Origin of the sequence: Seonamhaeicola maritimus (assembly GCF_008056315.1) — a bacterium.
Classification (GTDB): Bacteria; Bacteroidota; Bacteroidia; order Flavobacteriales; family Flavobacteriaceae; genus Seonamhaeicola; species Seonamhaeicola maritimus.
This window is the reverse complement of record NZ_VRKQ01000008.1, coordinates 1,138,314-1,163,105: the sequence shown is the minus strand read 5'-3', so window position 1 is coordinate 1,163,105 and position 24,792 is coordinate 1,138,314. Positions and strand designations below refer to the sequence as shown.

General features: G+C 33.4%; 14 protein-coding genes. 12 read left to right on the top strand and 2 right to left on the bottom strand.

From position 1 onward, the window contains the following. Positions 1-38 precede the first annotated feature (38 nt). The 3 genes from FUA22_RS04775 to uvrB all read left to right on the top strand — a co-directional run bounded on the left by FUA22_RS04775 (position 39) and on the right by uvrB (position 12,896). Positions 39-4,925: a T9SS type B sorting domain-containing protein gene (locus FUA22_RS04775; RefSeq protein ID WP_147766684.1), complete on the top strand. Its 4,887-nt coding sequence runs from the start codon at positions 39-41 to the stop codon at positions 4,923-4,925. Positions 4,926-5,105: 180 nt separating this feature from the next. Then, complete coding sequence (locus tag FUA22_RS04770) at positions 5,106-10,829, top strand: T9SS type B sorting domain-containing protein (protein WP_147766681.1); 5,724 nt, start codon at positions 5,106-5,108, stop codon at positions 10,827-10,829. 63 nt (positions 10,830-10,892) lie between these two features. Then, positions 10,893-12,896 carry an excinuclease ABC subunit UvrB gene (gene uvrB / locus FUA22_RS04765; protein ID WP_147766679.1) on the top strand — a complete coding sequence of 668 codons (2,004 nt, stop codon included), beginning with the start codon at positions 10,893-10,895 and terminating at the stop codon, positions 12,894-12,896. A gap of 51 nt (positions 12,897-12,947) precedes the next feature. Here uvrB and FUA22_RS04760 read toward each other — a convergent pair whose 3' ends face one another. Next, positions 12,948-13,355: a TerB family tellurite resistance protein gene (locus FUA22_RS04760; RefSeq protein WP_147767432.1), complete on the bottom strand. Its 408-nt coding sequence runs from the start codon at positions 13,353-13,355 to the stop codon at positions 12,948-12,950. 361 nt (positions 13,356-13,716) lie between these two features. Here FUA22_RS04760 and FUA22_RS04755 point away from each other — a divergent pair, with 361 nt between their 5' ends. Next, positions 13,717-13,977, top strand: coding sequence for a DUF1456 family protein (locus FUA22_RS04755; RefSeq protein WP_147766677.1), 261 nt, complete (start codon positions 13,717-13,719; stop codon positions 13,975-13,977). Between the two features lie 33 nt (positions 13,978-14,010). On the opposite strand, the gene sucC is transcribed toward FUA22_RS04755, so the two are convergent. Further along, complete coding sequence (gene sucC / locus FUA22_RS04750) at positions 14,011-15,201, bottom strand: ADP-forming succinate--CoA ligase subunit beta (protein WP_147766676.1); 1,191 nt, start codon at positions 15,199-15,201, stop codon at positions 14,011-14,013. 188 nt (positions 15,202-15,389) lie between these two features. On the opposite strand from sucC, the gene lysA reads away from it, so the two are divergent. The 8 genes from lysA (at position 15,390) to FUA22_RS04710 (ending at position 24,789) form a co-directional block, all read left to right on the top strand. Then, positions 15,390-16,625 (top strand): diaminopimelate decarboxylase, encoded by a 1,236-nt coding sequence (gene lysA / locus FUA22_RS04745; RefSeq protein ID WP_147766674.1) that lies wholly within the window; start codon positions 15,390-15,392, stop codon positions 16,623-16,625. A 124-nt stretch (positions 16,626-16,749) separates the two neighbouring features. Then, positions 16,750-17,667, top strand: coding sequence for a sterol desaturase family protein (locus FUA22_RS04740; protein WP_147766672.1), 918 nt, complete (start codon positions 16,750-16,752; stop codon positions 17,665-17,667). A gap of 248 nt (positions 17,668-17,915) precedes the next feature. Then, complete coding sequence (locus FUA22_RS04735; RefSeq protein WP_147766670.1) at positions 17,916-19,253, top strand: MFS transporter; 1,338 nt, start codon at positions 17,916-17,918, stop codon at positions 19,251-19,253. A 279-nt stretch (positions 19,254-19,532) separates the two neighbouring features. Continuing rightward, positions 19,533-20,261 carry a hypothetical protein gene (locus FUA22_RS04730; RefSeq protein WP_147766668.1) on the top strand — a complete coding sequence of 243 codons (729 nt, stop codon included), beginning with the start codon at positions 19,533-19,535 and terminating at the stop codon, positions 20,259-20,261. 114 nt (positions 20,262-20,375) lie between these two features. Beyond that, positions 20,376-21,251 (top strand): ester cyclase, encoded by an 876-nt coding sequence (locus tag FUA22_RS18575; protein WP_170309844.1) that lies wholly within the window; start codon positions 20,376-20,378, stop codon positions 21,249-21,251. A gap of 28 nt (positions 21,252-21,279) precedes the next feature. Further along, on the top strand, positions 21,280-22,686 hold the full coding sequence (locus FUA22_RS04720) for a short-chain fatty acid transporter (RefSeq protein WP_147766666.1): 1,407 nt from the start codon (positions 21,280-21,282) through the stop codon (positions 22,684-22,686). Between the two features lie 17 nt (positions 22,687-22,703). Continuing rightward, a complete protein-coding gene (locus tag FUA22_RS04715) occupies positions 22,704-23,750 on the top strand; it encodes a hypothetical protein (RefSeq protein WP_147766664.1) in 1,047 nt (348 codons plus the stop codon). Positions 23,751-23,766: 16 nt separating this feature from the next. After that, positions 23,767-24,789, top strand: a complete 1,023-nt coding sequence (locus FUA22_RS04710) for a hypothetical protein (RefSeq protein WP_147766662.1) — start codon at positions 23,767-23,769, stop codon at positions 24,787-24,789. Positions 24,790-24,792: the final 3 nt, after the last annotated feature.

The following is a 24,792-nucleotide window of genomic DNA, read 5'->3' as shown; positions in this document are numbered from 1 at the left end:
ACCAAATCATAGAATTGTTTTTACCCAAATAAAACAAAGTGAAAAAGAACCTACATGCTATTTACGCTTTTGTACTGTTGTTTTTCTGTGTTAATTTTACATTTTCACAGCAAGTCTCTATCAACAATACTGTACCCTTGCAAGATCTAATTGAAAATAATTTAGCCAATGGATGTGTTGAGATAACTAATGTAACATCATCTTCCAACGGAGGTGCTGATGGATTTACAAGTTATGGTTCTTTTCAAAGAGGAGGATCAAACTTCCCATTAGAAAATGGAATTGTTTTATCCACTGGTAATGTAGCTTCAGGTGGAAATTCGGTTAATGGAGCTGAACTTAGTGAAGGATCAAGAAGTTGGGGAAGTGATCCAGATATTGAATCCTTTATTGGATTAGGAGCTATGGCTAATGCAACTGTTATAGAATTCGACTTTGTTTCTCTAACCGATATGGTACAATTTAATTATGTTTTAGCCTCTGAAGAATATTTTGCAAACTACCCTTGTAATGCTTTTGATGGTTTTGTTTTCTTAATTAGAGAAGCCTCAAGTACTGGTCCATATCAAAACATTGCTGTAGTACCAGGTAGTCCAAATCCTGTGGTAACAGTTGGAAATATTCATGATGAAATCCCAACACAGTGTCCTGCGTCAAACGACCAGTATTTTGATGGTTATGGTTTTAACGACACCAATTATAATGGCAGAACTACAGCGCTTTCAGCGGCAGCCAATGTGCTCCCAAATGTACAGTACCACATAAAATTGGTGATAGCAGAATCTCCAGATTTAACGCAACCACAACCTTTATCCGACTCAGCTGTATTTATCGAAGCCAACACCTTTACAGAATTAGATCTAGGTGATGATATTAATACCTGCTCTGGGAGTGTAACTCTAAATGGTGAAATTCAAAACCCATTAGCTTCCTATACTTGGTTTAGAGATAATACATTAATTTCAGGGGAAACAAACTCAACCCTCACAACTTCCACAAGTGGATTGTATAGAGTGGAAATTTCTATAAGTGGTAATACTTGTGTCATTCAAGATGAAGTAAATGTGACAATTGATACACAATTAGCAGCAAATCCTATCCCAGATTATAGTTTATGTGATGATGATAACAATGGCGTTGAAACTTTTGACCTATCTACTAAAATTGCAGATGTAGAAAATGCTGTTCAAAATTTACCCTTAAATTATAACATTACCTTTTATTCATCAGTTAGTGATAGGGATACACCTACAAACAACATTACTGCTCCAATTAATACGAACTCTCAAACTATATATGTTCGTGTAGAAGACACAAACACGGGTTGTTTAATTTATGGTGAATTTGATTTGGTTGTTAACAATCTACCAACAATTATACAACCAACTAGTTTAGATGTTTGTGATAATGATAGTTTACCTAATTCAAGCACAGCAATTGATTTAGGTCAAAAGGATAATGAAATTACTGGTGGTGATCCTAATTTATTTGTGACATATCACTTCACACAATTAGAGGCTGATTCTGGGGCTAATCCAGTTACACAACCTTACTATAATACAAACCCTTCCGAGACACTTTATGTAAGAGTTATAAACAATACAACAGGTTGCGCTACTTCTGCGGGAACTACATTAAACATCAATGTTACCAATGGGAATACTGGTATTATACGTGATACCCAATTTATAGATGCTTGTGATGCTGATCATGATGGTTCTGCTATTTTCGATTTAACGGAGGTTTTAAGTAATATATTAAATGGACAGACAGGTTTTTTACCTCCTACCTATCATACAAGTCAGGCCGATGCTGAATCTGGAAGTAACCCAATTTCAAATCCAAATAATTACACCAATACACAGTCAGATGAACAAACTATTTATCTAAGATTAGAAGATAATTCTACAGGGTGTTACGCTATTGTACCGATTGAAATTCATACAAATTTATTGTTAACTGCAACTAATATTCCTCCATTACCAGGATTTGCTTTTTGTGATCAAGATGGTGATGGTAGTGTTGATGTTTATTTGAATACCATAGAAAACGTTATTGCAAACGGCTTACCAAATGTTTCTGTGACTTTTTATGAAACTCAAGCTGATAGAGACGCTAACACAATGCCAATAGATACCACTAACCCATTAGTATTAACAAATTCGCAAACACTCTATCTCAGGTTAGATAACCTTTCATGTACCGAAGTTTCAGAAGTTATGCTTCGAATAAATCCAGTTGTAACTTTTAGTGATGTAAACCCTATACCATATTGTGATAACGATGATGACGGGTTTACTACTGTAGATTTTGAATCTTTTGATAGCACCATTACTGGTGGTGTTCCTGATTTTAATGTACGTTATTTTTTAGATTCAACAAATGCTGATAATGGAACTAATCAACTTCCACAGTTTTATGACACAGCTTCCGGAACATTTTATGCTAGAATAGAAAATAATATTACAGGTTGTTATACCGTTAATTCATTTCAAGTAGATGTAATACCCGCACCAACAGTAATTCAACCAGCTGATCAATTTTATTGTAATGATAATAACATTACAACTAGAAATGTTCGATTTCAAGATTTAATAGATAATAATAGTATTGTTTCAGACCCAACAAATTTAACTATCGAGTTCTTTGATACTTTGGCTAATGCAGAGAACTTTGACAATTCCAATCCGGCAAACAATTTAGATAAATTAAGCTATGATGCTCCAACACAAACAATTTATGTTCGCGTTGAATCTAATGACGTTAATGCTTGCTTTAATATAGTAACTTTTAATATTACAGTAAATACTAACCCAGGTATAAACCCGATAAACCCCTATCAAATTTGTGTAGATGCAGGTACTTCTGATGCTGACTTCTACATGAGAGATAAAGATCTTGAAATCTTAAACGGACAAACAGATAAAGTAGTAAGATACTTTAGAGATAATCTTTTTAGTGATGAAATTGATAAAAACTTAGCTTATAATAGCAATGGTGCTGAGACAATTTATATACTCGTAGAAAATATTTCAGACTCCTCCTGTTCTAAGGATGCTTCATTTTTATTAGAAATAGGAACAAACCCTAATTATAATACCAATTTTACAGATTTTGCACCAGACTGTCAGAATGATGCTTTAACACGTACTTTTGATTTGGAAGCAAAACGGCAAGAAATTGCCACAGGTAGTACAGACGTTTTAGATATTCAGTTTTATTTAGATGAAAATGATGCCATTATAAAAGCGAATAACAGTTTACCTAATTTATATGATTCTCAGGATTTGCAAGGACAATTTTACACTAGAATTGAAAATACAGCTAATAGCTGTTTTATAATTGAAGAAGTACGTTTTATTACGTTCCCAAAACCCGTTTTTCAAACAGCAACTATAGACGCTGTTTGTGACACTAATTATGATGGTATGGTTCCTTTTGATTTGGGTACAGCGCTTTTTCTAGTTGATAATGTTAGGTTTGGAGGAGTAACTTACACCTATTATGAAGATGATGCCTTAAGTGTTCAAATTCCTAACTCTCAAATTAATAATTACCCAGCTTCGGGAACCACAACTATATATGTCCAAGTTGAAACCGATACCGGATGTACCGACTCCATTGCACTTCTTTTAGAAGTTAACTTACCTCCAGCAATAAATTCTATTGGAAATATACCTGATTGTGTGAACAGCACCAACTCTTATGATTTAAATCAAATTGACGACATAGTAGTTAATGAAACAGGATTAGTGAATATTAGCTATTTTAATTCAGCTAGTAATGCTACAAATAACACTGCTGAATATACCGGTAAAATCTTCAATTATACAACCGCAGGGAATTACCCTATACATGTCAGAATTGAGGATATTAATACTGGATGTCCAGTATTTACATCATTTAATTTACAAATCAACCCTAACCCAACAGCTAGTACAACTCCAAATTTGATTTATTGTGATAATGATTTTGACTTATCAAACAGATTAGAGTTTAATTTAAGTGATAATGAGAGTCTCATTTTAGCAGGCCAAAGCCCAACTGAATATTCTGTTTATTATTATAATAATAATATTTCCAATGCGGAAAATGATACTAATAGATTAAGCAGTCTTTATAACGCTGATAATGGAGAAACCATTTATGCAAGAATAGAAAATAATTTTTCTGGATGTTATAGTGTTACCCAATTTCAAACTATTGTAAACCCCTTACCTATTATTCCCTTAAATGATATTGAATCAGTTTGTATTAATGATCTACCGAGAACCTTAAGTGCAAATACAGGAAACCCCGGTGACACCTACTTATGGTGGACTGGAGAAACTACTCCAGAAATCGATGTAGATTTAAGTGACTTAGCTCCAAATCGATGGGTTGAAGTAACTACGGCAGCTCCACAAAGCTGTCCTTACAGAAGAGAATTTGATCTTATTCAATCTGTTCAAGCTACAATAGAAGCTACGGCAACAGCAGACTTTACTGACCCCAACACTATAACAGTTACTGTAAGTGGAATTGGAGATTATCAATTTGTTTTAGATGGTGGGGAACCACAAGATTCTAATGTGTTTTCTAATGTTAGCCTTGGTCCTCATATTGTAACAATTATAGATCTTAATGGCTGTGAACCTATTGAAACAGATGTTTTTGTAATTGACATCCCTAAATTTGTTACACCTAATAATGATAGAGCTTTTGATACTTGGCATATCGTTGGGATAAATAGATTACCAGGAACATTTGTATATATTTATAACAGACATGGTAAGCTTATAAAAATGCTTCCTCATACTTCCATTGGATGGGATGGCACCTTTAATGGACAAAATATGCCAGCTGATGACTACTGGTTTTCAGCAGACATTATTCATAATGGAGAGTCTTTCAACATAAAGGGGCATTTTGCCTTAAAGCGATAAACAATATTTCTTACTCAAAAGTTAAGTTTTCTTTATCAATTTTGAACTCTTTGTACATTTTATCTAAAACTTTAAACCTTTAGGGAGTATTGGTGTCTAAAATAAATTAAATATTTATTTTAGAGGTTCGATTTGTTTCTAACAGTCGAAACACCAACAATTAAACTATAAAAAATTGCAATGCAAACAGGCTCCATTATAAGGAACTTACTATTTGTTCTTTTACTATTTCTTTCTAGTCTTGGATATGCTCAACTTAGTAAAAAACATTATATCCCACCCTTAACAAGTGGTCCAAATAATGCAAACCCAGAAGATCAATATATTTACATATCCACACCAACTGCTTCTCTAGTACCTTACACAATTTCTGCAGTTGGAGGAGGAACAATTACGGGCTCTGTTTCAAATACAACCCCTCAAGTAGAAAACATTGGATTTGGTTACGACACTCAATTGTTTCAAGATTTTGATGATAGTAGTGTCGTCACAAATAATAAAGGCTACATTATTGAAGCAGAAGCCCCTATCTACGTGTCCGTTAGGATGAATGCTGGTGGAGCTCAAGCGGGAGCCTTAGTAAGTAAAGGACTTTCGGCATTAGACACAACTTTCAGAATAGGTACTTTTACCAGCTCCAATCCAACAGGAAACTATTTAAGCTTTTTATCTGTAATGGCGACAGAGGATAATACATCCGTAACTTTTGACGATATTCCAGCTGGACTAACTATAGAAAATTACCCTACAGGAACCTTTCCTTATTCCAGAATATTAAATGAAGGTGAAAGCTATATTATTTGTATTAAAGGGGATAGAAACACATCTGCAATGGATGGTTTAATAGGAGCTTTAGTCACTTCAGACAAACCTATTGTAGTTAATTGCGGGTCAGCTAATGGTAGTTTTGGCACAGGTGGAGGTAGAGATTATGGTATAGATCAAATTGCTGGATTAGACAAAGTAGGAAATGAATATATTTTTGTTAGAGGAGATGGCACCAACGACTGGGAAAATGTACTAGTTGTTGCACATACAGATAATACAACTGTAAACATTAATGGTAATGCTGTTCCAGCAGCTACTTTAAATGCAGGGGACTATTATGTTATAGAAGGAAACAATTACGGTCCCAATAGTAACATGTATGTTGAAACGTCTGAAGATGTATTTATGTATCAAGGTGTTGGTTCTACAGGTGAAGCTAACCAAGGAATGTTTTTTGTTCCACCATTGAGTTGTGAAACTAGGGGGAATATTGACAACATTGCTAGTATTGATAGAATAGGAAGTTTAAATTATGTAGGTGGGGTTACAATAGTAACCAAAGTAGGTGCAACAGTTACTGTTAACAATCAGGCACTTTCAAGTTTTGCAACGGTTGGTCCAAGTGCGGTTACCGGAAATTCTGATTATGAAACATACAGGATCACAGGTTTAACTGGTGATGTATCGGTTCAAGGTAATGACGAATTATACGTGGCTTATTTTAATGTGAATGGAGCCGCTACTTCCGGAAGTTTCTATTCCGGTTTTCAATCCAAACCAGAGTTTAATTTTGACGTACAACACGCCATCTTAGGAAATTGTATTGGAAATAACTTAATGTTATCAGTGGCAAATGCGCAAAACTTCGAAAGTTTTGAGTGGCAATTTGATGATGGGGCAGGGTACGTTGTTTTACCTATCACAGATCCGTTCATAACCCCAACGGTTCCAGGGAAATATAAACTGGTTGGAGAATTGCCTTGTAATGGTGGTTTTCTTGAATCCGTAGAAGTACCAATTAGTATTTGTCCTGATGATATTGATAATGATGGAATCATCGACAATTTAGATATTGATAATGATAATGATGGTATACTTAACTGTACTGAATCCAGAGGAGATGTAACAGTTAACCTAGATAATTTAAACAATCCAGTTTTAGAGTTTCAAGATAACTCTACTAATTTAACTATAACTAGTGGATTCTATACAGTCAGCAGTAGCTCAGGAGGCACAAATACTTTTGTTGGTGATAATTTAGGAAATTTCACTAGTACAGTAGAAGCAGCAGCTAATGGAGAAGGTAGTTATTCAATGGTATTTACAGAACCCATAAACATTAAACTATCTGAAGATACTGGGTATACCCATGTATCTGTAGATGGTGAATATTTTGTTGTAAAAATTTCACCGGCTAATAAGAATATTACTTTGGTAGATCCTGATGACCGGTTGCTAGTAGATTCTAATTTTGACGGTCTTTTTGAAGCTGGCGTCACACAGATTTCGGGTTCTGAGATTCATTTTAAACCTAACCCTGCTTCTACCGGTACCACGCCTTTTGAGTTTTTTGCTAATCAGGTGGATGGATTCGAATTCATTCATAGGTTAAGTAATTTAACAGATACATCAAACTTTCAATCAAATATTTCTTTAACCTGCTTTAAAAATGATAATGACAATGATGGTGTAAAAGATGAATTAGATTTAGACAGTGATAACGATGGTATTCCAGACTTTATTGAAAACCAAGGAGCTTTAGTTACCTTATCTGGTATGGATGCTGATAACAATGGATTAGATGATGTTTATGATATAAATTTATTGCCTATTGACAGTGATTCTGACGGAGTTCTTGACTTTTATGACTTAGATAGTGATAATGATGGTGTTTATGATTTAATTGAATCTGGGCAACTAGGTTTATTACTATCTGATACTAATTTAGATGGTATAGAAGATGGACCAACATATGGTGTAAATGGTTGGGCAGATGCTGCGGAAACAGCACCAGATAGCAACCTGATAGGATATACTCTAGATGAGACAGATGTAGATGGCATTTTCTCATATTTAGATTTGGATAGCGATGGAGACACATGCAGCGATGTGATTGAAGCTGGTTTTTCAGATGGTAATGGCGATGATTTATTAGGAGACAATCCAGTAATAGTTGATGCCAATGGATTAGTTACAAATACTTCAGATGGTTACACCCTACCTCATAGTGATTATTTAAACTATGCCCCTATTACCATTACAACGCAACCGGCTGACACTACTGTATGTGAGTTGTCTAATGGAATTATAAGTATTGTTTCTCCTGAAGCTGAAAGCTACCAATGGGAATTAAGTACAGATGGAATTAGTTGGTCTGCTCTGACTGATGATACCACCTACTCTGGTACAACAACTGTAGATTTAACAATTAGTAATGTTCCCTTATTATTCAACAACTATCAATATAGAGTGAAATTAGATCGAACAGGGAATAGTTGTGGCCTATATTCTGATGAAATAGATTTAACAGTAGATGTTTTACCTGTTGCGAATACAGCTCCCAATATGTTGTTATGTGATGATGATAACAATGGCACCATGCCTTTCAATTTAGAATCTCAAAATGATGCCATAAATATGGTTGCAGGCATGACAATCACCTATCATGAAACTCAAGCCGATGCTGATACTGGAGACAACCCAATAACTAGTCCGTTTGAAAGTGGAAATACCACAATTTACGCCCGCGTTGAAAATGATGCTAATACCACGTGTTATGATGTTTCTAGTTTTGATTTAGAAGTTTACGAAAGTCCATTTCCTTTACTAACCGTTACACCTTTACAAGAATGTGATGATACTTCAATAGGAACTGATGTTGATGGGTTAAAAGTATTTGATTTAACTCAAAAAGAAACAGAAATTTTAAATGGTCAAAATACATCAGATTTTACACTTACATACTTCATTGATTCAGCCTATTCTATTCCAATTATAAATCCAGAATCTTTTGTTGGTTCTGTATCTGGTGGACAAACCATTTATGTTAGAATGACTAATAATGCATACAATACATGTATTGCAGATACTTCTTTTGATGTGGAAGTTTTCAGTTTACCAGTTGTGAGCAACCCAAGTCTCTATTCGCAATGCGATGATATCTCTAATGATGGACAGGCATTTTTCAATCTTGAATTAGCTCAAATTAAGGAAGAAATTAATCCCAATTACATTGCTGAAGGCTTATCCTTCTCTTATTATCAAACCCAGCCTGATGCACAAAATGCAACTAATCCAATTACTACACCTACTAATTATGTAGATGCACTCGGTTTTACTCCAGAAACTATTTGGATAAGAGTTGAAAATTCGAACGGTTGCTTTAGAGAAGTACCTCTAACAATATCTGTAAGTCCCTACAGTGGTGCTCTAGACTCCTACATACCCACTCCATTGTATCAATGTGATGATGGAGCAAATGAAAGAGATGGTGTTGCCACTTTTAATTTAAGAAATATTGAAACAGATGTTTTAAACAATCCCGCTTTTTCTACATTCAATATTTCTGTTGATTTCTACGAGTCTAGACTAGATGCCGAATTAGAAATAAATGCAATACCAGATATAGAAAATCACCAAAATACTAATTCACCAAATGTTCAAAGTATCTGGATACGAGTAAAAAGTGATATAGGGAATGACTGTTTAGGACTTCATGAATTGTCCAATCTTTTAAATGTAGAGGCCTTACCAACTGCTAACCCTGTAACATTTTTAAGGCAGTGCGACTATGATACTAGTGACAATATTCTATCGTATCCATTTGACACTTCTCAGCTAGAGGCAGATGTTTTAAATGGACAAGATCCAATGAATGTTTCTATCACCTATTTTGATAATACTGGTACTCCATTATTGTATTCAGATGGCTCCCCAGTTACAAGCCCAATGCAATCTGTATTTTTAACTTCAAACCAAACCATAACGGTTAGAGTTACAAATAATTTAACGAATGACCCTGATGGAGCTTGTTATGATGAAACCTCTATAGAATTTACAATAGACGACCAACCTGTTATTGCTAATACTGTTCCATTACAAGAGTTTTGTGATGACGGCTTAGATATTACTGATGAAAATGATGGTTTGCATAATTTTGATTTATCATCATTTGAAAGTACTATTAGAGGTTCTCAAACCAATATGGATATTTATTTCACCTATATAGATGAAGATGGTGCAACCGTAACAAATGAAGCTGCTAATTTTCCAAATACCCTTATTTCTTCAATTCAAACAATTTCGGTGGAGGTAATTAATCCAATAAACACAACTTGTACCGCTTCAACTACTATAGATTTAATTGTACATCCAATACCTGAATTTACGCTTGAAGAAGAAATTATTGTTTGTGGAAATCCATTCGTACCTGAAGATATAATTCCAATTCAAACGAACTCCTCTGAAACATTTATTTATGAATGGGTTTTTGAAGACGGTAACATTGTTGGCAATACACTTGTTTTACCAAATAGTAATATAACCCAACCAGGAAAGTATACGTTAACTTTAACTAATCCAATAACGTTATGCCCTAAGTCACTAACGGTTGACGTGAAAGCGGCTGACCCACCTAATATTACGCCCAATGATTTAGAAATCGTTGAGCTATCTGAAAACAATTCTGTCACCATTATAAACCCTTCCAGTCTAGGAAATAGCACCTATATGTTCTCTCTAGTATCAGATGATGGACAAATTTACTTCCCTTATCAAGTTAGTCCTGTATTTAATAACCTTAGAGCAGGATTTTATACGCTTTTTGCACAGGATGTAGAGTCTATTTGTGATGAAGTAGAATTGCGAATTTCGGTTATTGGGCATAGAAAATTCTTTACTCCCAACGGAGACGGCACGAATGAATATTGGCAAATACAAGGTTTAGATATTTCTCAGGCTAATAGTGTTATTCGTATTTATGACCGCTATGGAAAACTATTAAAACAACTTGATCCTTTATCTGTTGGTTGGGATGGAACTTTTAATGGTAGTAGAATGCCAACCGACGACTACTGGTTTAGTTTAGTATTACAAGATGGAAGAACACTATTAGGCCACTTTACCTTAAAACGTTAATTTTTTTTAAAACTTAAATTCGAAATCCCAGTAACTTTAAGTATTTTAGGCATTTAGTGGAATATGCAATTTATAATTGAATCAGAATTTAGTCCTACGGGAGATCAGCCTCAAGCAATAAAAGAACTAGTTGAAGGCTTAAACACCAATGAAAAGTACCAAACCTTATTAGGAGTTACGGGTTCTGGTAAAACTTTTACGGTTGCCAATGTTATTGAAGAGATACAACGCCCTACCTTAGTATTAGCCCACAATAAAACCTTGGCAGCTCAATTATATTCAGAGTTTAAACAATTTTTTCCTAATAATGCTGTTGAGTACTTTGTTTCATATTATGACTATTATCAACCTGAGGCTTATATCCCAGTTTCTGGCGTTTATATTGAAAAGGACCTTTCAATAAATGAGGAAATTGAAAAGATGCGATTAAGCACAACCTCTTCCCTACTTTCTGGTAGAAGAGATGTACTAGTTGTTGCTTCCGTATCATGCCTTTACGGTATTGGTAATCCTGTTGAATTTCAAAAAAATGTTATCACAATTGAAAGAGATCAGGAAATTTCTAGAACAAAACTCCTCCATCAACTCGTTCAAAGTTTATACTCTAGGACAGAGGCCGAATTTAATCATGGAAATTTTAGAATTAAAGGTGATACGGTTGATATATTCCCAAGTTATGCTGATAATGCTTTTCGTATTCACTTTTTTGGTGATGAAATTGAAGAGATAGAATCTTTTAATATCCAAACCAATCAAGTTATTGAAAAATACGATCGCTTAAATATTTATCCGGCAAATATGTTTGTAACTTCTCCTGACATATTACAAAATGCGATAAAAGATATTCAAGACGATTTAGTAAAACAACATGATTATTTTAAAGAAATCGGAAAACATTTGGAGGCTAAACGTTTAAAAGAACGTACCGAATTTGATCTTGAAATGATACGAGAATTAGGTTACTGTTCTGGTATTGAAAACTATTCTAGATATTTAGATGGCAGACAAGCTGGCACACGTCCATTTTGTCTGTTGGATTATTTTCCAGATGATTTTTTAATGGTTGTGGACGAAAGTCACGTAACCATTTCTCAAGTTCATGCAATGTATGGTGGAGACAGAAGTCGAAAAGAAAACTTAGTAGAATATGGATTCAGACTTCCAGCTGCAATGGATAACAGGCCGCTTAAATTTGAAGAATTTGAAGCTTTACAAAATCAAGTTATATATGTGAGTGCAACTCCGGCTGATTATGAATTACAAAAAACAGATGGTGTATATGTAGAGCAAGTGATTCGTCCTACTGGATTATTAGACCCTGTAATTGAAGTAAGGCCCAGTTTAAATCAGATTGATGACTTAATTGAAGAAATTCAACAACGTGTTGAAAAAGATGAGCGTACATTAGTTACAACACTCACCAAACGAATGGCAGAAGAATTGACTAAATATTTAGATAGAATACAAATTCGTTGTAGATATATTCATAGTGATGTTGATACCTTAGAGCGTGTTGAAATTATGCAGGATTTACGCAAAGGCTTATTTGATGTTCTAGTAGGCGTTAACCTTTTAAGAGAAGGCTTAGATTTACCTGAAGTTTCACTAGTTGCTATTCTAGATGCCGATAAGGAAGGATTTTTACGGTCTGCACGTTCGCTAACTCAAACAGTTGGTAGAGCCGCAAGAAATATTAATGGAAAAGCGATAATGTATGCTGACAAAATTACTAATAGCATGCAAAAAACTATTGATGAAACGAACTACAGACGTGAAAAGCAAATAACCTATAACACAGAAAACAATATTAAGCCAAAAGCTTTAAATAAAAGCTTAGATAATGCCCTGTCTAAGAATTCTGTTAGTACTTATAAATATCAATTAGATGCATTAAAAGCTGCTGAACCAGAAAGTGATTATTTAACTAAGCCAGAATTAGAGAAAAAAATAAAAGAAAAACGCAAACTTATGGAGGAAGCTGCTAAAGCATTAGATTTTATTGTGGCCGCCCAATTGCGTGATGAAATTAAAACTTATCGCAATAAAATAGAAAAGCTAAAAGTTTAATCTTTTAGCTTTTCATACAACACAATATCTTAATAAATACTTAGCAGATTATTAATTATACTGTGTTTTAAAAATATCTATTAAAACATCTGGTGGGACTATCTTATTAGGAAAACTTTCCATCAGATATAATACTTTAGTAATAGATTCATGACTTAAACCCATCCGCAAACCAAAGTTATATAATTTAGTCACTACAACAGTATTATCCTTACTTTCTTGATCAATATTCATTAATAAAACTAACCTATGAAACTGTACAATACGCTCACTATGGGATTTTAAGTGCGTATAAGTAACGGGGTGTTCAATTAAATAATCGAAATCTGATCTGATAATTCCCAGTTGTTTAGCAACACCTAGTAAAAAGTTATATTCAATAACATTTATCTCTTTATCGTATTTGGCAAACGCAATCATTTCAGAAAGCAGACTCAATTTTTCTACTCTGTTTATCATCATGAAGAGGGATTAATTAATTATGCTATAAAGTTACTCAAAATCATTATTTTATAATCGTTGATATAATGTATCTTATCGAAAATCAAGGCGTATTTAATCGTTATTTTCATATAATTCATCTCTAACTTCTATAATAGTTCCTCAATTGCTTTGTGTTTTATGACATAAACTTTTCGAATTTTCAATATTTTAATTATTTGTTTTACAGTTAATTACACTATTTTTTTTCAGTAAAAAGTAGTTGTCATGCTAATGATATAATAAAAAGTATCTTTACATAACTAAAAAACGCTTGTCATAACAAGCAATAAAAGAAAATTCACAAAAGACATGAATCTTAAAAAACATATCCTTTTTTATGACAAACAATGATGTTTTAAAAAAATTAAGAGTAGCTCTTAAATTAAGAGATGATGATATTATAAAAATTTTATCACTTGTTGATTTCCGAATATCTAAAAGTGAACTTGGAGCATTTTTTAGAAGAGAAGATCACCCTAAATATATGGAATGTGGTGATCAAATATTACGTAATTTCCTAAATGGTTTAGTAATCCACTTAAGAGGCCCTATGCCTAAAAAAGGTGAAAATAACGTACAAAAAAAGAGCAACAATTAATGTTGCTCTTTTTAATAAATATGATATTATGTCTTAAGACAATACTTCTTGAACTTTATCTGCTGCTTCCTGAAACTCGGTAGCACTTAATACTGCCAAACCAGAATTATCAATTAATTCTTTAGCAATATCAGCATTGGTTCCTTGTAAGCGAACAATAATAGGAACTTCTATATTACCCATGTTTTTGTAAGCATCAATTACACCCTGTGCCACACGATCACAACGTACAATACCACCAAAAATATTAATTAGGATAGCTTTAACTGCAGGATCTTTCAAAATAATTTTAAAGGCTTGCTCTACACGCGCTGCATCTGCTGTACCACCAACATCTAAAAAGTTTGCTGGCTCACCTCCTGCTTGTTTAATCAAATCCATCGTTGCCATTGCTAAACCTGCACCGTTTACCATACAACCAACATTCCCATCTAAATCAACATAGTTTAAACCAACTTCTTTAGCTTCAACTTCAATAGGGTTTTCTTCACGTAAATCCCTTAAATCTACATAATCTTTATGTCTATAAAGTGCATTCTCATCAATAGTAACTTTAGCATCAACTGCCATGATTTTGTTATCGCTAGTTTTTAAAACCGGATTGATTTCAAATAAAGACGAATCAGAATTCACATAAGCAGTATAAAGCGCCATAACAAATTTTGTCATTTCCTTAAATGCTAAACCTGATAAACCAAGGTTAAAGGCTACTCGTCTAGCTTGGAAAGGTAATAAACCAACAGAGGGATCAACTTCTTCTGTGAAAATTAAATGTGGAGTTTCCTCTGCCACAGTTTCAATATCCATTCCTCCTTCTGTTGAATACATGATCATGTTACGCCCAGTACCTCTATTCAATAAAACAGACATATAAAACTCATCTGTTTCGCTTTCTCCCGGATAATAAACATCCTCTGCCACCAATACTTGATGAACTCTTTTACCTTCAGCAGATGTTTGAGGGGTCACTAAATCCATTCCAATAATTTGTCCTGCTATATCTTCAACTTCTTGTAAATTTTTAGCAAGCTTAACGCCACCACCTTTACCACGTCCACCAGCATGTACCTGGGCTTTAATTACGTGCCAGCTAGTTCCGGTCTCACTGGTTAATTGTTTTGCAGCAGCTACAGCTTCATGAGCATTTTGGGCAACAATTCCTCGTTGTATACGGACTCCAAAACTGCTTAATATTTCTTTACCTTGATATTCGTGTAAGTTCATAATTTGCTCAATATTTTAAGAATAGCAAATGTATATAATAGCAATTACTTTCACTAATAATTAATTGCGAAAACTTGCTATATTTTTAACATGTTAAATAATTAACAGATTGTTTAATTTGTATAATTTTTTATTTATTTATTTTTTATTCAATTGAATAAAATATCTTTGGCAAAAATTAGAAAATTATGACGGAAAATCAATTGCTTAAAATAGCACAAGATTTTGGAAGCCCAGTGTACGTTTATGACGCCGAAAAAATTGAAGGGCAGTACAATAGGCTAACTAGTGCCTTTAAAAATGTAAAGAATTTAAAAATAAATTATGCTGTTAAAGCATTGTCTAATATATCCATTTTAAAACTTTTGCATTCATTAGGTTCAGGTATAGATACTGTTTCTTTACAAGAAGTACAACTTGGTTTAGCAGCTGGTTTCTCGCCTGATCAAATAATTTTTACACCAAATGGGGTTTCTTTACATGAAATAGAACAAGCAGCAAAATTAGGTGTTAAAATAAATATTGATAATCTTTCTATTTTAGAGCAGTTTGGTACAAAGCATCCAGAGGTACCGGTTTGTATCCGTATTAACCCTCATGTTATGGCTGGAGGAAATGCTAATATCTCTGTTGGTCATATTGATTCGAAATTTGGAATCTCAATTCATCAAATTCCTCATATTTTAAGAATAGTTGAAAATACTAAAATGACGATTAACGGTATTCATATGCATACTGGAAGTGATATTTTAGATATTGAGGTGTTCTTGTACGCAAGCGAAATTTTATTTGAAACCGCAAAACAATTCAAAAATCTAGATTTTATTGACTTCGGTTCAGGGTTTAAAGTACCTTACAAAGCGGGTGACATTGAAACCAATATTGAAGAATTAGGTAAAAAACTATCTGCTAGGTTTAATGACTTTTGTAAAGAATACGGAAAGGAATTAACATTAGCTTTTGAACCAGGTAAATTCTTAGTAAGTGAATCTGGTAGTTTTTTGGCACAGGTAAATGCAGTTAAACAAACAACATCAACGGTATTCGCACAAATTGACTCAGGTTTCAATCACCTTATAAGACCAATGTTTTATGGGTCACACCATGACATTGTAAACATTTCTAATCCTAAAGGGCGTGAGCGTTTTTATACGGTAGTAGGATATATTTGCGAAACAGATACTTTTGGAAATAATAGACGCATTAATGAAATAAGTGAAGGTGATGTGTTGTGTTTTAAAAATGCAGGTGCTTACTGTTTTTCAATGGCCAGTAACTATAATTCTAGATTTAGACCTGCCGAAGTTTTATGGTATAAAAACAAAGCCCACTTAATTAGAAAAAGAGAAACGTTTGAAGATATTATAAAAAATCAAGTTGAAGTAGATTTCTCTATAAAAAAAGAAAAGCAATTGGTTAAATAAATTGCATTTAAATCTTAGTTAAAAAAAGCTCAACATTAATGTTGAGCTTTTTTTCAAATAATCCAGAATGAAATGCGTTTTATTATTAAATTCCATCTATTTTTGATGATTAAAATACTTTTTAATGAATTTCACCAACCCTCTGGTTTATGGTGTTCCTTGTTTTCTTGGGCTCATCTTACTAGAATTAGCTTATAGCAAACACAATAAAAAAAGCAAAGATTTATATCATTGGAAAGATTTAGCGGCAAGCCTTACAATGGGTATAGGTTCTACCATTATTGCTCCACTTACCAAAACAATTGCTGCTATTGTTCTTTTCAATTATGTATATGAGGTTTTCAATCCAGAAATTAATGGTATTCGTACCAATATTATGGGCTGGGAGTCGTTTGGGTATGCATGGTATATTTGGCTGTTTTGTCAATTAGCAGACGACTTTAGTTACTACTGGTTTCACAGGCAAAACCATAATGTGCGTTTTCTTTGGGCTGCACACATTGTACACCATTCTTCAGATAATTTTAATTTAGGTACAGCGGTACGAAACGGTTGGTTTACCATTTTTTATAAACCTTTTTTTTATATGTGGATTCCGGCTATAGGCTTTCCTCCAGAAATGCTTGTAGTTTGTTTGGGAATTGAGGCGTTGTGGCAATTCCAGTTACATTCCGTATTTATCCCGAAACTAGGATTCATTGAAAAATTCATGAATACCCATACAATGCACCAGGTACATCACGCGCAAAACATTGAGTATATGGACAAAAATCATGGTGGTTTTTTAAACATCTTTGACAAAATGTTTGGTACTTGGAAAGAGTTGGATGAAAATATTGAGATTAAATATGGCGTAACTCATGCCCCAAATTCATACAATCCCTTAGTTATTCTAACACATGAGTATAGAGATATATGGAAGGACATGAAAAAATCCAAAAATTGGTATCACAAATTCATGTATGCTTTTGGTGCTCCAGGATGGAGTCATGATGGCAGTACGCTTACTATTAAGCAGCAACAAAAACTTAACAAAAGTTGAACATTTTTTTTATAAATAGTTTTTACCTACATTTATAATCTCTCCCTAGGTCTTTTTATAATGCTCATTAATAATGAAAAGACTAAATATGCAAAATTCAAGTTTTGAATACATCAAACAGTTAACCATTCTATTTAAAATTCGTAAACAAATTTCTATTCACATTTTTAACAGCATTTGTTACCAATAATTAATCATTATTAAATCAATATTTTTTAATCATTACTTAATTAACAAAATGCAACCAAGTGAAAATAAGAAACACTCAGGTAAAAAAACAATATAATTTGTTTTTAACCGAAAACCCCATTTTAAGGTATATTAATTTCTCGCTATTGTACATGGCTCAAGGAGCTCCAGAAGGAATCACATTTTACGCCATTCCTGCTTGGTTAGCAATTAATAACAAAACTCCAATGGAAATTGCTAGCTTTCTTGCCGTTATTGGTATTCCATGGAGTTTTAAAATCCTTATTGCCCCTTTAATGGATCGTTTCACTATTTTATCTATGGGGCGCAAAAGACCGTGGGTGATTTTTGGCCAATTTGGTCTAATTATAAGTTTTATATCAATTGGATTTGTTCCAGACCCTTTAAACAATTTGGATGGTTTAATGTTAGCAGGGTTTTTCATTAGCTTTTTTGGTGCATTTCAAGATGTAGCAACAGATGGTATGGCCGTAGAAGTTATACCAGAAAATGAACAGGCACGTGCCAATGGTCTTATGTGGGGTTCTAAAACCATTGGAGTTTCTGCAACACTAGTTATTGGAACAGCATTAATTAACTCACTTGGTTTTTCAACAGCAATTCCTTTTATGTCTGTCGCATTTGCTTTTTTTATTTTAGTCCCTATTTTATTTAGAGAAAGACCTGGCGAAAAATTAATGCCATGGACTAAAGGTAAAGTTTCAGAATATTCCAAGTCTGTTCAACTAAAAAGTTGGATAAAAATATTTAAAGATCTTTTTAAAGTGATAATTCTTCCATCAAGTATATTTATGGCTATAGGGATATGTTTTAATGGCATGTTAAATGGATTAGTTGATACACTTTTACCAATTTATACCATCCAAGAACTAGGATGGAGTAATACTTCCTATTCAGAAATATACTCCATTACAACTTTAATAAGTGGTATATTCGGAATGTTTGCTGGTGGTGCTTTAGTAGATTTTTTTGGAGAAAAGAAAATGATCACTATTTACTTCATATTAACAATTAGTTTACTTGCAATTATAGGTATGTCATCAGCTCTCTGGGGATATAACCAGTATATATTCGGATTTATATTATTAGCAACTTTATTAGCTACATTCTTAAGTATAGCATTTTTTTCATCTGGAATGAAATTAAGTTATAAAACAATTGCTGCTACGCAATTTACGCTTTATATGGCAATCTCTAATTCGGGAAGAGCCTATGGTGCGGGTTTAGTTGGTATTTTAAAAGAATCCTTTAGTTGGGAACAAATTTTCTTATTAATTGCAATTGCTCCATTAATATCAATGATTATGATCCAGTTTATAAACTTTATTAAACATAAACAATCTATTCAAAATTTTTCACATAGAAGTACAGTTTAGCTTTTGGTTCTAATAAAAATCTGAAATGCCTAAACAAACACTAAACCTAAAAAAAGCATAAGTATAAAACATTTAAATTGGTACTGCCTTCTTTGTAGAATTTTGAAACATGTAAAAAATGAATTATATTTAAATTCTAGATTTAATAATCTATCACTAGATTTTCCCTTACTTAGTAATAGCAAAGAATAACAATAGCCCTAAATTAATTTTAATACAAATGATGTTAGAATGGTTCTAACACTTTTATATATTAATTAATTTAAACCAATCAAGATTATGAGAAAATTATTGTTTTTAATGCTGCTACTACCTCTTTTAGTAGTTTCACAAGAGAATGAATCCGTATTATTAAATCTATCAGAAATCACAGTAAAAAATGGCCATAATGCTCAGTTTATTGAGGGGGTAAAGGCATGGAAAGAGTGTTATTTAGAAAATAATGGCGAAGACAAATGGAATATGTGGAAACGTGTTCAAGGCGAGGGTACCGTTTATACTATGACAAGCATTATGGCAAATTGGGCCGAAATGGATGAAAAAGGCGATGCTGCTGGAAAAGAATGCAGAATGATTGTTGTTAATTTAATTATGCCGCATGTTAAAAGTATTAATTATAATTTAGCTTGGTCTATGCCAGACTATAGTAGATCAGGGCCATTCCCAGAAGGTACCGAATTAGTATGGGTTTATAATGTAAAAACAGAAAACTCAACAAGTTTTAGGGAGTGTATAAAAGAAACGTCTACTGCCTTGAAAAATACAGCAGATGGTACTAGAGCTATATGGTATAATGTTATGGGAGGAGCACCTGAAGTAGCGGATTATTTTGTTGCCGTTCCTTATAAAAACTTCGCCGATTTAGATGTAAAAAGAGATGGTGTTTGGAAAGTTTATGAAAAAGCCAACGGTAAAAAGAAGACTGACGCCCTAAGGGCAAAATTCAGAGCTTCCGTTTCAACTGATTGGTCATACATGTATAGTCTTAACAAAGCTATGTCTAATTAGTTTTAAAATTATGTGGAGCATAAAAAAGTCCATCTATGTGTTGGACTTTTTTATGTCTATCTTTATTAAGTACATTTCAAAGCAAAAATAATTAACCACTAAAACCAACCAAAAATGAAAACCAGTTTAAAACTTCTTCTATGCTCTATGTTTATTTGTGCAATGTCTTGTAAAGATGCACAATTAGAAAAAAACATAACTATGTATTCCAATGTTTGGGATGAAGTCATTAATAAAGGAAACTTAGAATTGATTAATGATACTAATTTTGACGCCAATATTACTCTAGTTTCAAGTCCAGAAAATGTAGTTGGTATTGAAGCTTTTAAAGCCTATTATTCCAATTTTACTACCGGATTCTCTGATATTGAATTTACTATTGAAAACATCTTTGGTCAAGGAGATAACATTATGAAACAATGGAATTTTAAGGGTACGAACACTGGAGAATTCTTTGGTATGCCGGCAACTGGTAATACCGTAGATTTAAGTGGAGTTACTCTTGTAAAAATGAAGGATGGAAAGATTGCTCAGGAACAAGATTTTATGGATAACCTGCAGTTTATGCAACAATTGGGAATTGTTTCTTCTCCTGAAAATGTTGGGATAATTGATGTTATGTATAAAGCCTTTGCAAAAGGAGATATACCTAATGTATTATCTGCTCTAGACCCAAATATTGTTTGGAATGAAGCTGAAAACTTCCCCTACGCTGACAACAACCCATACATAGGTCCAGATGCCGTTCTAAATGGTGTTTTTGCTCGCGTTGGTGGTGATTGGGATAATTTCACATTAGTTGACTTAAAACTTCATGATATGTCAAACAATTATGTTTTAGCAACGGGTCGTTACCAAGGAAAGTACAAAAAAAATGGTGCTTCAATTAATGCACAAATGAGTCATTTATGGCAACTAAAGAATGGGAAAGCTATTAGTTTCCAGCAAATGGTTGACACAAAACATGTGAGTGAGGCTATTAAAAAATAAATTTTAATACACCTTATAGCTAACCATTATGATTACTAATCTAGGTGATAAGTTTTCAACACTATTCCAAAAATACATGCCAAATGCATTTGTTTTTGCGATGCTCTTAACATTAATAATAGGCTTAACTGCCTTAATTTGGCTTGGTTCAACACCGTTAAAAATAATTCAATCTTGGTATGATGGTTTTTGGTCCTTACTTGAATTTGGGATGCAAATTGTACTGATTATTATAACTGGTTTTTCCATTGCACTTTCACCTAATGTAAAAAATGGTATTGATAATCTGACCAAATACATTAAAACTCCTAAACAAGTCTATTTTTTTGTAATGTTAATTGGTGCACTTTTAGCACTTATAAGTTTTGGTTGGATAGTTATTACTTGCGTCTTAGCACGAGAATTAGCCATACGTATAAAAGGAATTAATTATCCTTTATTAGTTGCTTGTGTTTATTTCACCACTGGAAGTTGGGTATGCGGATTGTCAAGTTCTATACCACTTTTATTAGGCACAAAAAACAATTACTTAATTGAGGCTGGTATTCTATCAAACACAATCCCCTCGTCTGTTACTTTAGGTTCTGGATTAAATATTGTTATGATTTTTTTATACGCAATAATAGGGCCTATAATGATTTTATTTTTGATTCCTAAATCCACAAAAGGGAAAGAAATAAACGACATGCTTGAATCAAAAACTTTAAAAAAAGAAGTTTCCATAAAAGATGAGGCTATCAATCAAAATTTACCTTTTAAATCCCTTTCAGACAATTTGAATAATGGAATAATACTTCAAGCTATTATAGTAATTATGGGTTTTACATACATTATTTTTCATTTTTACACTAATGGTTTTCAATTAGATTTCAATATTATGATATTTATATTTCTAGTTGTTGGCATGTTACTACACAAAACACCAATGCGCTTTGTCATTGCCATGAAGCGATCAAGTAAGAATATTTCAGGCATCTTATTTCAGTATCCTTTTTATGCAGGTATTATGGGAATAATGCTATATACAGGTTTAGGTGAAAAATTGGCAGAGTTTTTGGCTTCCGTAGCCACAGTTAACACATACCCTTTTTATGCTTTTATAACAGGCGGATTGGCAAATTTTGCTATTCCATCAGCAGGTGGAGAATTTGCGGTAATAGGTCCTAGTATTATTAATGCAGTAAAAGATATTGGTGCAGGCTTGCCAGCTAACCAAATAACTGCAATGATATCTAGGGCATCTATTTCAATAGCTTATGGAGAAAGTTTAACCAATGCATTGCAACCTTTTTATTTATTACTTGTGTTTCCAATTATGGGAAATGGTATCAAAATTCAAGCGAGAGATGTTATGGGCTATTTGGTCATTCCGTTTATTGCGTTTTTTATCATTCAATCTATGCTAGTTACTTTGATGCCTTTAAAACATACTTAAAAAAACGACAAACCAAAATGAAATTAAAACAAGCTCTCATTACTGCGTTTTTACTAACCCTTGTTGGCGTTACAATTTGGGAATTCTATTGGCGTACCCAAACCGATTATTACATTGCTTATTTAGAAGATGATAGAAATCAGTGGGCTGAAGAAAGAGCAAAAGTAGAGACCGCCACATCCGAAGATGTTATCTTAATAGGCATGTCTAGAACAGGGTATAATTTAAACACACATGTTTGGGAAGCCACCCAAGGTATTGATCCTATAAAGCTTACCATTAATGGTAAACTCCCTGGACCAGTTTTAAAGGATGTTATCAACAATACCGACTTTAACGGTACTATTGTTTTAGGCGTTGTTCCTATAGGGGTTTTTGGTAGTAAAAAAGGTTTTAGGTATAGAGTTGCCCAAGAATGGGTAGATCATTACTATAACAGGACCAATGCACAAAAATTGGGGCATATATTATCTAAACCATTGCAGCGTAATCTTGTATTACTGTCTTCTTCAGAAAACAATGGTTACAATGATCTAGATCTTAAATCTCTTATCAAAACCATTACCTTAGATGATGGTAGGGTGCCAAGTAATGATTTTAAATTAGTAAGGATAGGTTATAATGATGAAGATAGAAACCTAATCATGTATGATAGATTGGTAGATAATATTAAATACCAAAAAGAAATCACAGACCAATGGGATAAGGCTCTTCCAGGTTTACCAGCCTATTCAGAAAAAACGGAAAAGAATGTAACAGAGAGTATTAAAGAATTAATATCCCTAACAAAAAAGCTAAAAGACAGAGGAGGTAAAATCATTTTTATAAGACATAAAGCTGAAGATGGTTGGCTAAAGCATGCCGAAAAAAATATGCCCAAAGCAAAAGCATGGAATAAGTTTGTGGAACAGATAGATGCGCCTACTTATCACTTTCAAGATTATGATTTCATGTCTAAACACTACCTACCAGATTGGTCTCATATGAGTGCCAAAGATGCCAAAACCTACACAAAAGACATGGTAAATCAATTAATTAAAGATGGGCATTTAACAAAACACTAAAACACAACCAACCGAAATGAAATTAAAAAAATCACTAATCTTTGCTATTGCAATTACCCTTATTGCAACCATAGGGTGGGAACTCTATTGGCGATCCAATGGGTTTGTTGCATCGGTTGATGATAACGATGCACTTTGGGCAGTAGAGCGGGCTAAAGTAGATAAATTATCTAAAGATGACATTGTTCTCATTGGCTCATCAAGAGTTCATTTTGATATTCAATTAGACAAGTGGAAAGAAAAAACGGGAAGAAAACCTATTCAGTTAGCATGTGGTGGTAGTTCTCCACTACCAATTTTTCATGATATTGTTAATACGTCCAGTTTTAATGGAACTATTTTAGTTGGAGTTACACCTCCTCTATTTTTTTCAACCACATTTCCTGAAGCACAACCTTGGGCATGGCCTTTAGCAAGAGTAAATCATTTTCATGATAGAACCTTTGCACAGAGATTAAACCATCAACTATCAATACCTCTTCAAAATAGTTTTGCATATATTAGTGAGGCTCAAGGTGTTGATGGTCTTAAACTAGAAGAGCTTATAGGTAAAGTAAAAATTGGAGAAAGGACTATTGACCCTATGCCTCCATTTCATGATTTTTCAGTTACAAGGCTTGATCGAAATGTTAGGATGAAAAAGCGCATGGAAACTGACACAACTTATGCAAATACAGTAAAGCGAGTATGGCAGTTCTTTTTTGAAAGTGGCGGTCCGCCACCAGACAAAAAATCAACCATGGAATTTTTTCTAAAAGATTTGGAAAAGTTTAAAGAAAAAGGTGGTCATGTTATTTTACTTAGATGCCCATCTTCAGACGTCTTCAGAGAAATAGAAAACAAAATTACTCCTAGAGACACTGTTTGGGATGAATTAGTTGCAAAGGCAGGTGTAAAGGCATATCACTTTGAAGATTATCCCCAACTTCAAAACTTTACATTACCTGAGTGGTCCCATTTAAAAGCGGATCATGCTGACTATTTTACAGAAGAATTAATAAAAATTTTAAAACAAGACAACGAAATACCTAACCAATAAACC

Excerpts from the sequence above, each read along its gene's own strand:
- FUA22_RS04710 (WP_147766662.1), top strand. The coding sequence starts at position 23,767 with ATGAAATTAAAAAAATCACTAATCTTTGCTATTGCAATTACCCTTATT.
- FUA22_RS04740 (WP_147766672.1), top strand. The coding sequence starts at position 16,750 with ATGAATTTCACCAACCCTCTGGTTTATGGTGTTCCTTGTTTTCTTGGG.
- FUA22_RS04720 (WP_147766666.1), top strand. The coding sequence starts at position 21,280 with ATGATTACTAATCTAGGTGATAAGTTTTCAACACTATTCCAAAAATAC.
- FUA22_RS18575 (WP_170309844.1), top strand. The coding sequence starts at position 20,376 with ATGAAAACCAGTTTAAAACTTCTTCTATGCTCTATGTTTATTTGTGCA.
- FUA22_RS04770 (WP_147766681.1), top strand. The coding sequence starts at position 5,106 with ATGCAAACAGGCTCCATTATAAGGAACTTACTATTTGTTCTTTTACTA.
- sucC (WP_147766676.1), bottom strand. The coding sequence starts at position 15,201 with ATGAACTTACACGAATATCAAGGTAAAGAAATATTAAGCAGTTTTGGA.
- FUA22_RS04715 (WP_147766664.1), top strand. The coding sequence starts at position 22,704 with ATGAAATTAAAACAAGCTCTCATTACTGCGTTTTTACTAACCCTTGTT.
- FUA22_RS04730 (WP_147766668.1), top strand. The coding sequence starts at position 19,533 with ATGAGAAAATTATTGTTTTTAATGCTGCTACTACCTCTTTTAGTAGTT.
- lysA (WP_147766674.1), top strand. The coding sequence starts at position 15,390 with ATGACGGAAAATCAATTGCTTAAAATAGCACAAGATTTTGGAAGCCCA.
- FUA22_RS04760 (WP_147767432.1), bottom strand. The coding sequence starts at position 13,355 with ATGATAAACAGAGTAGAAAAATTGAGTCTGCTTTCTGAAATGATTGCG.
- uvrB (WP_147766679.1), top strand. The coding sequence starts at position 10,893 with ATGCAATTTATAATTGAATCAGAATTTAGTCCTACGGGAGATCAGCCT.
- FUA22_RS04755 (WP_147766677.1), top strand. The coding sequence starts at position 13,717 with ATGACAAACAATGATGTTTTAAAAAAATTAAGAGTAGCTCTTAAATTA.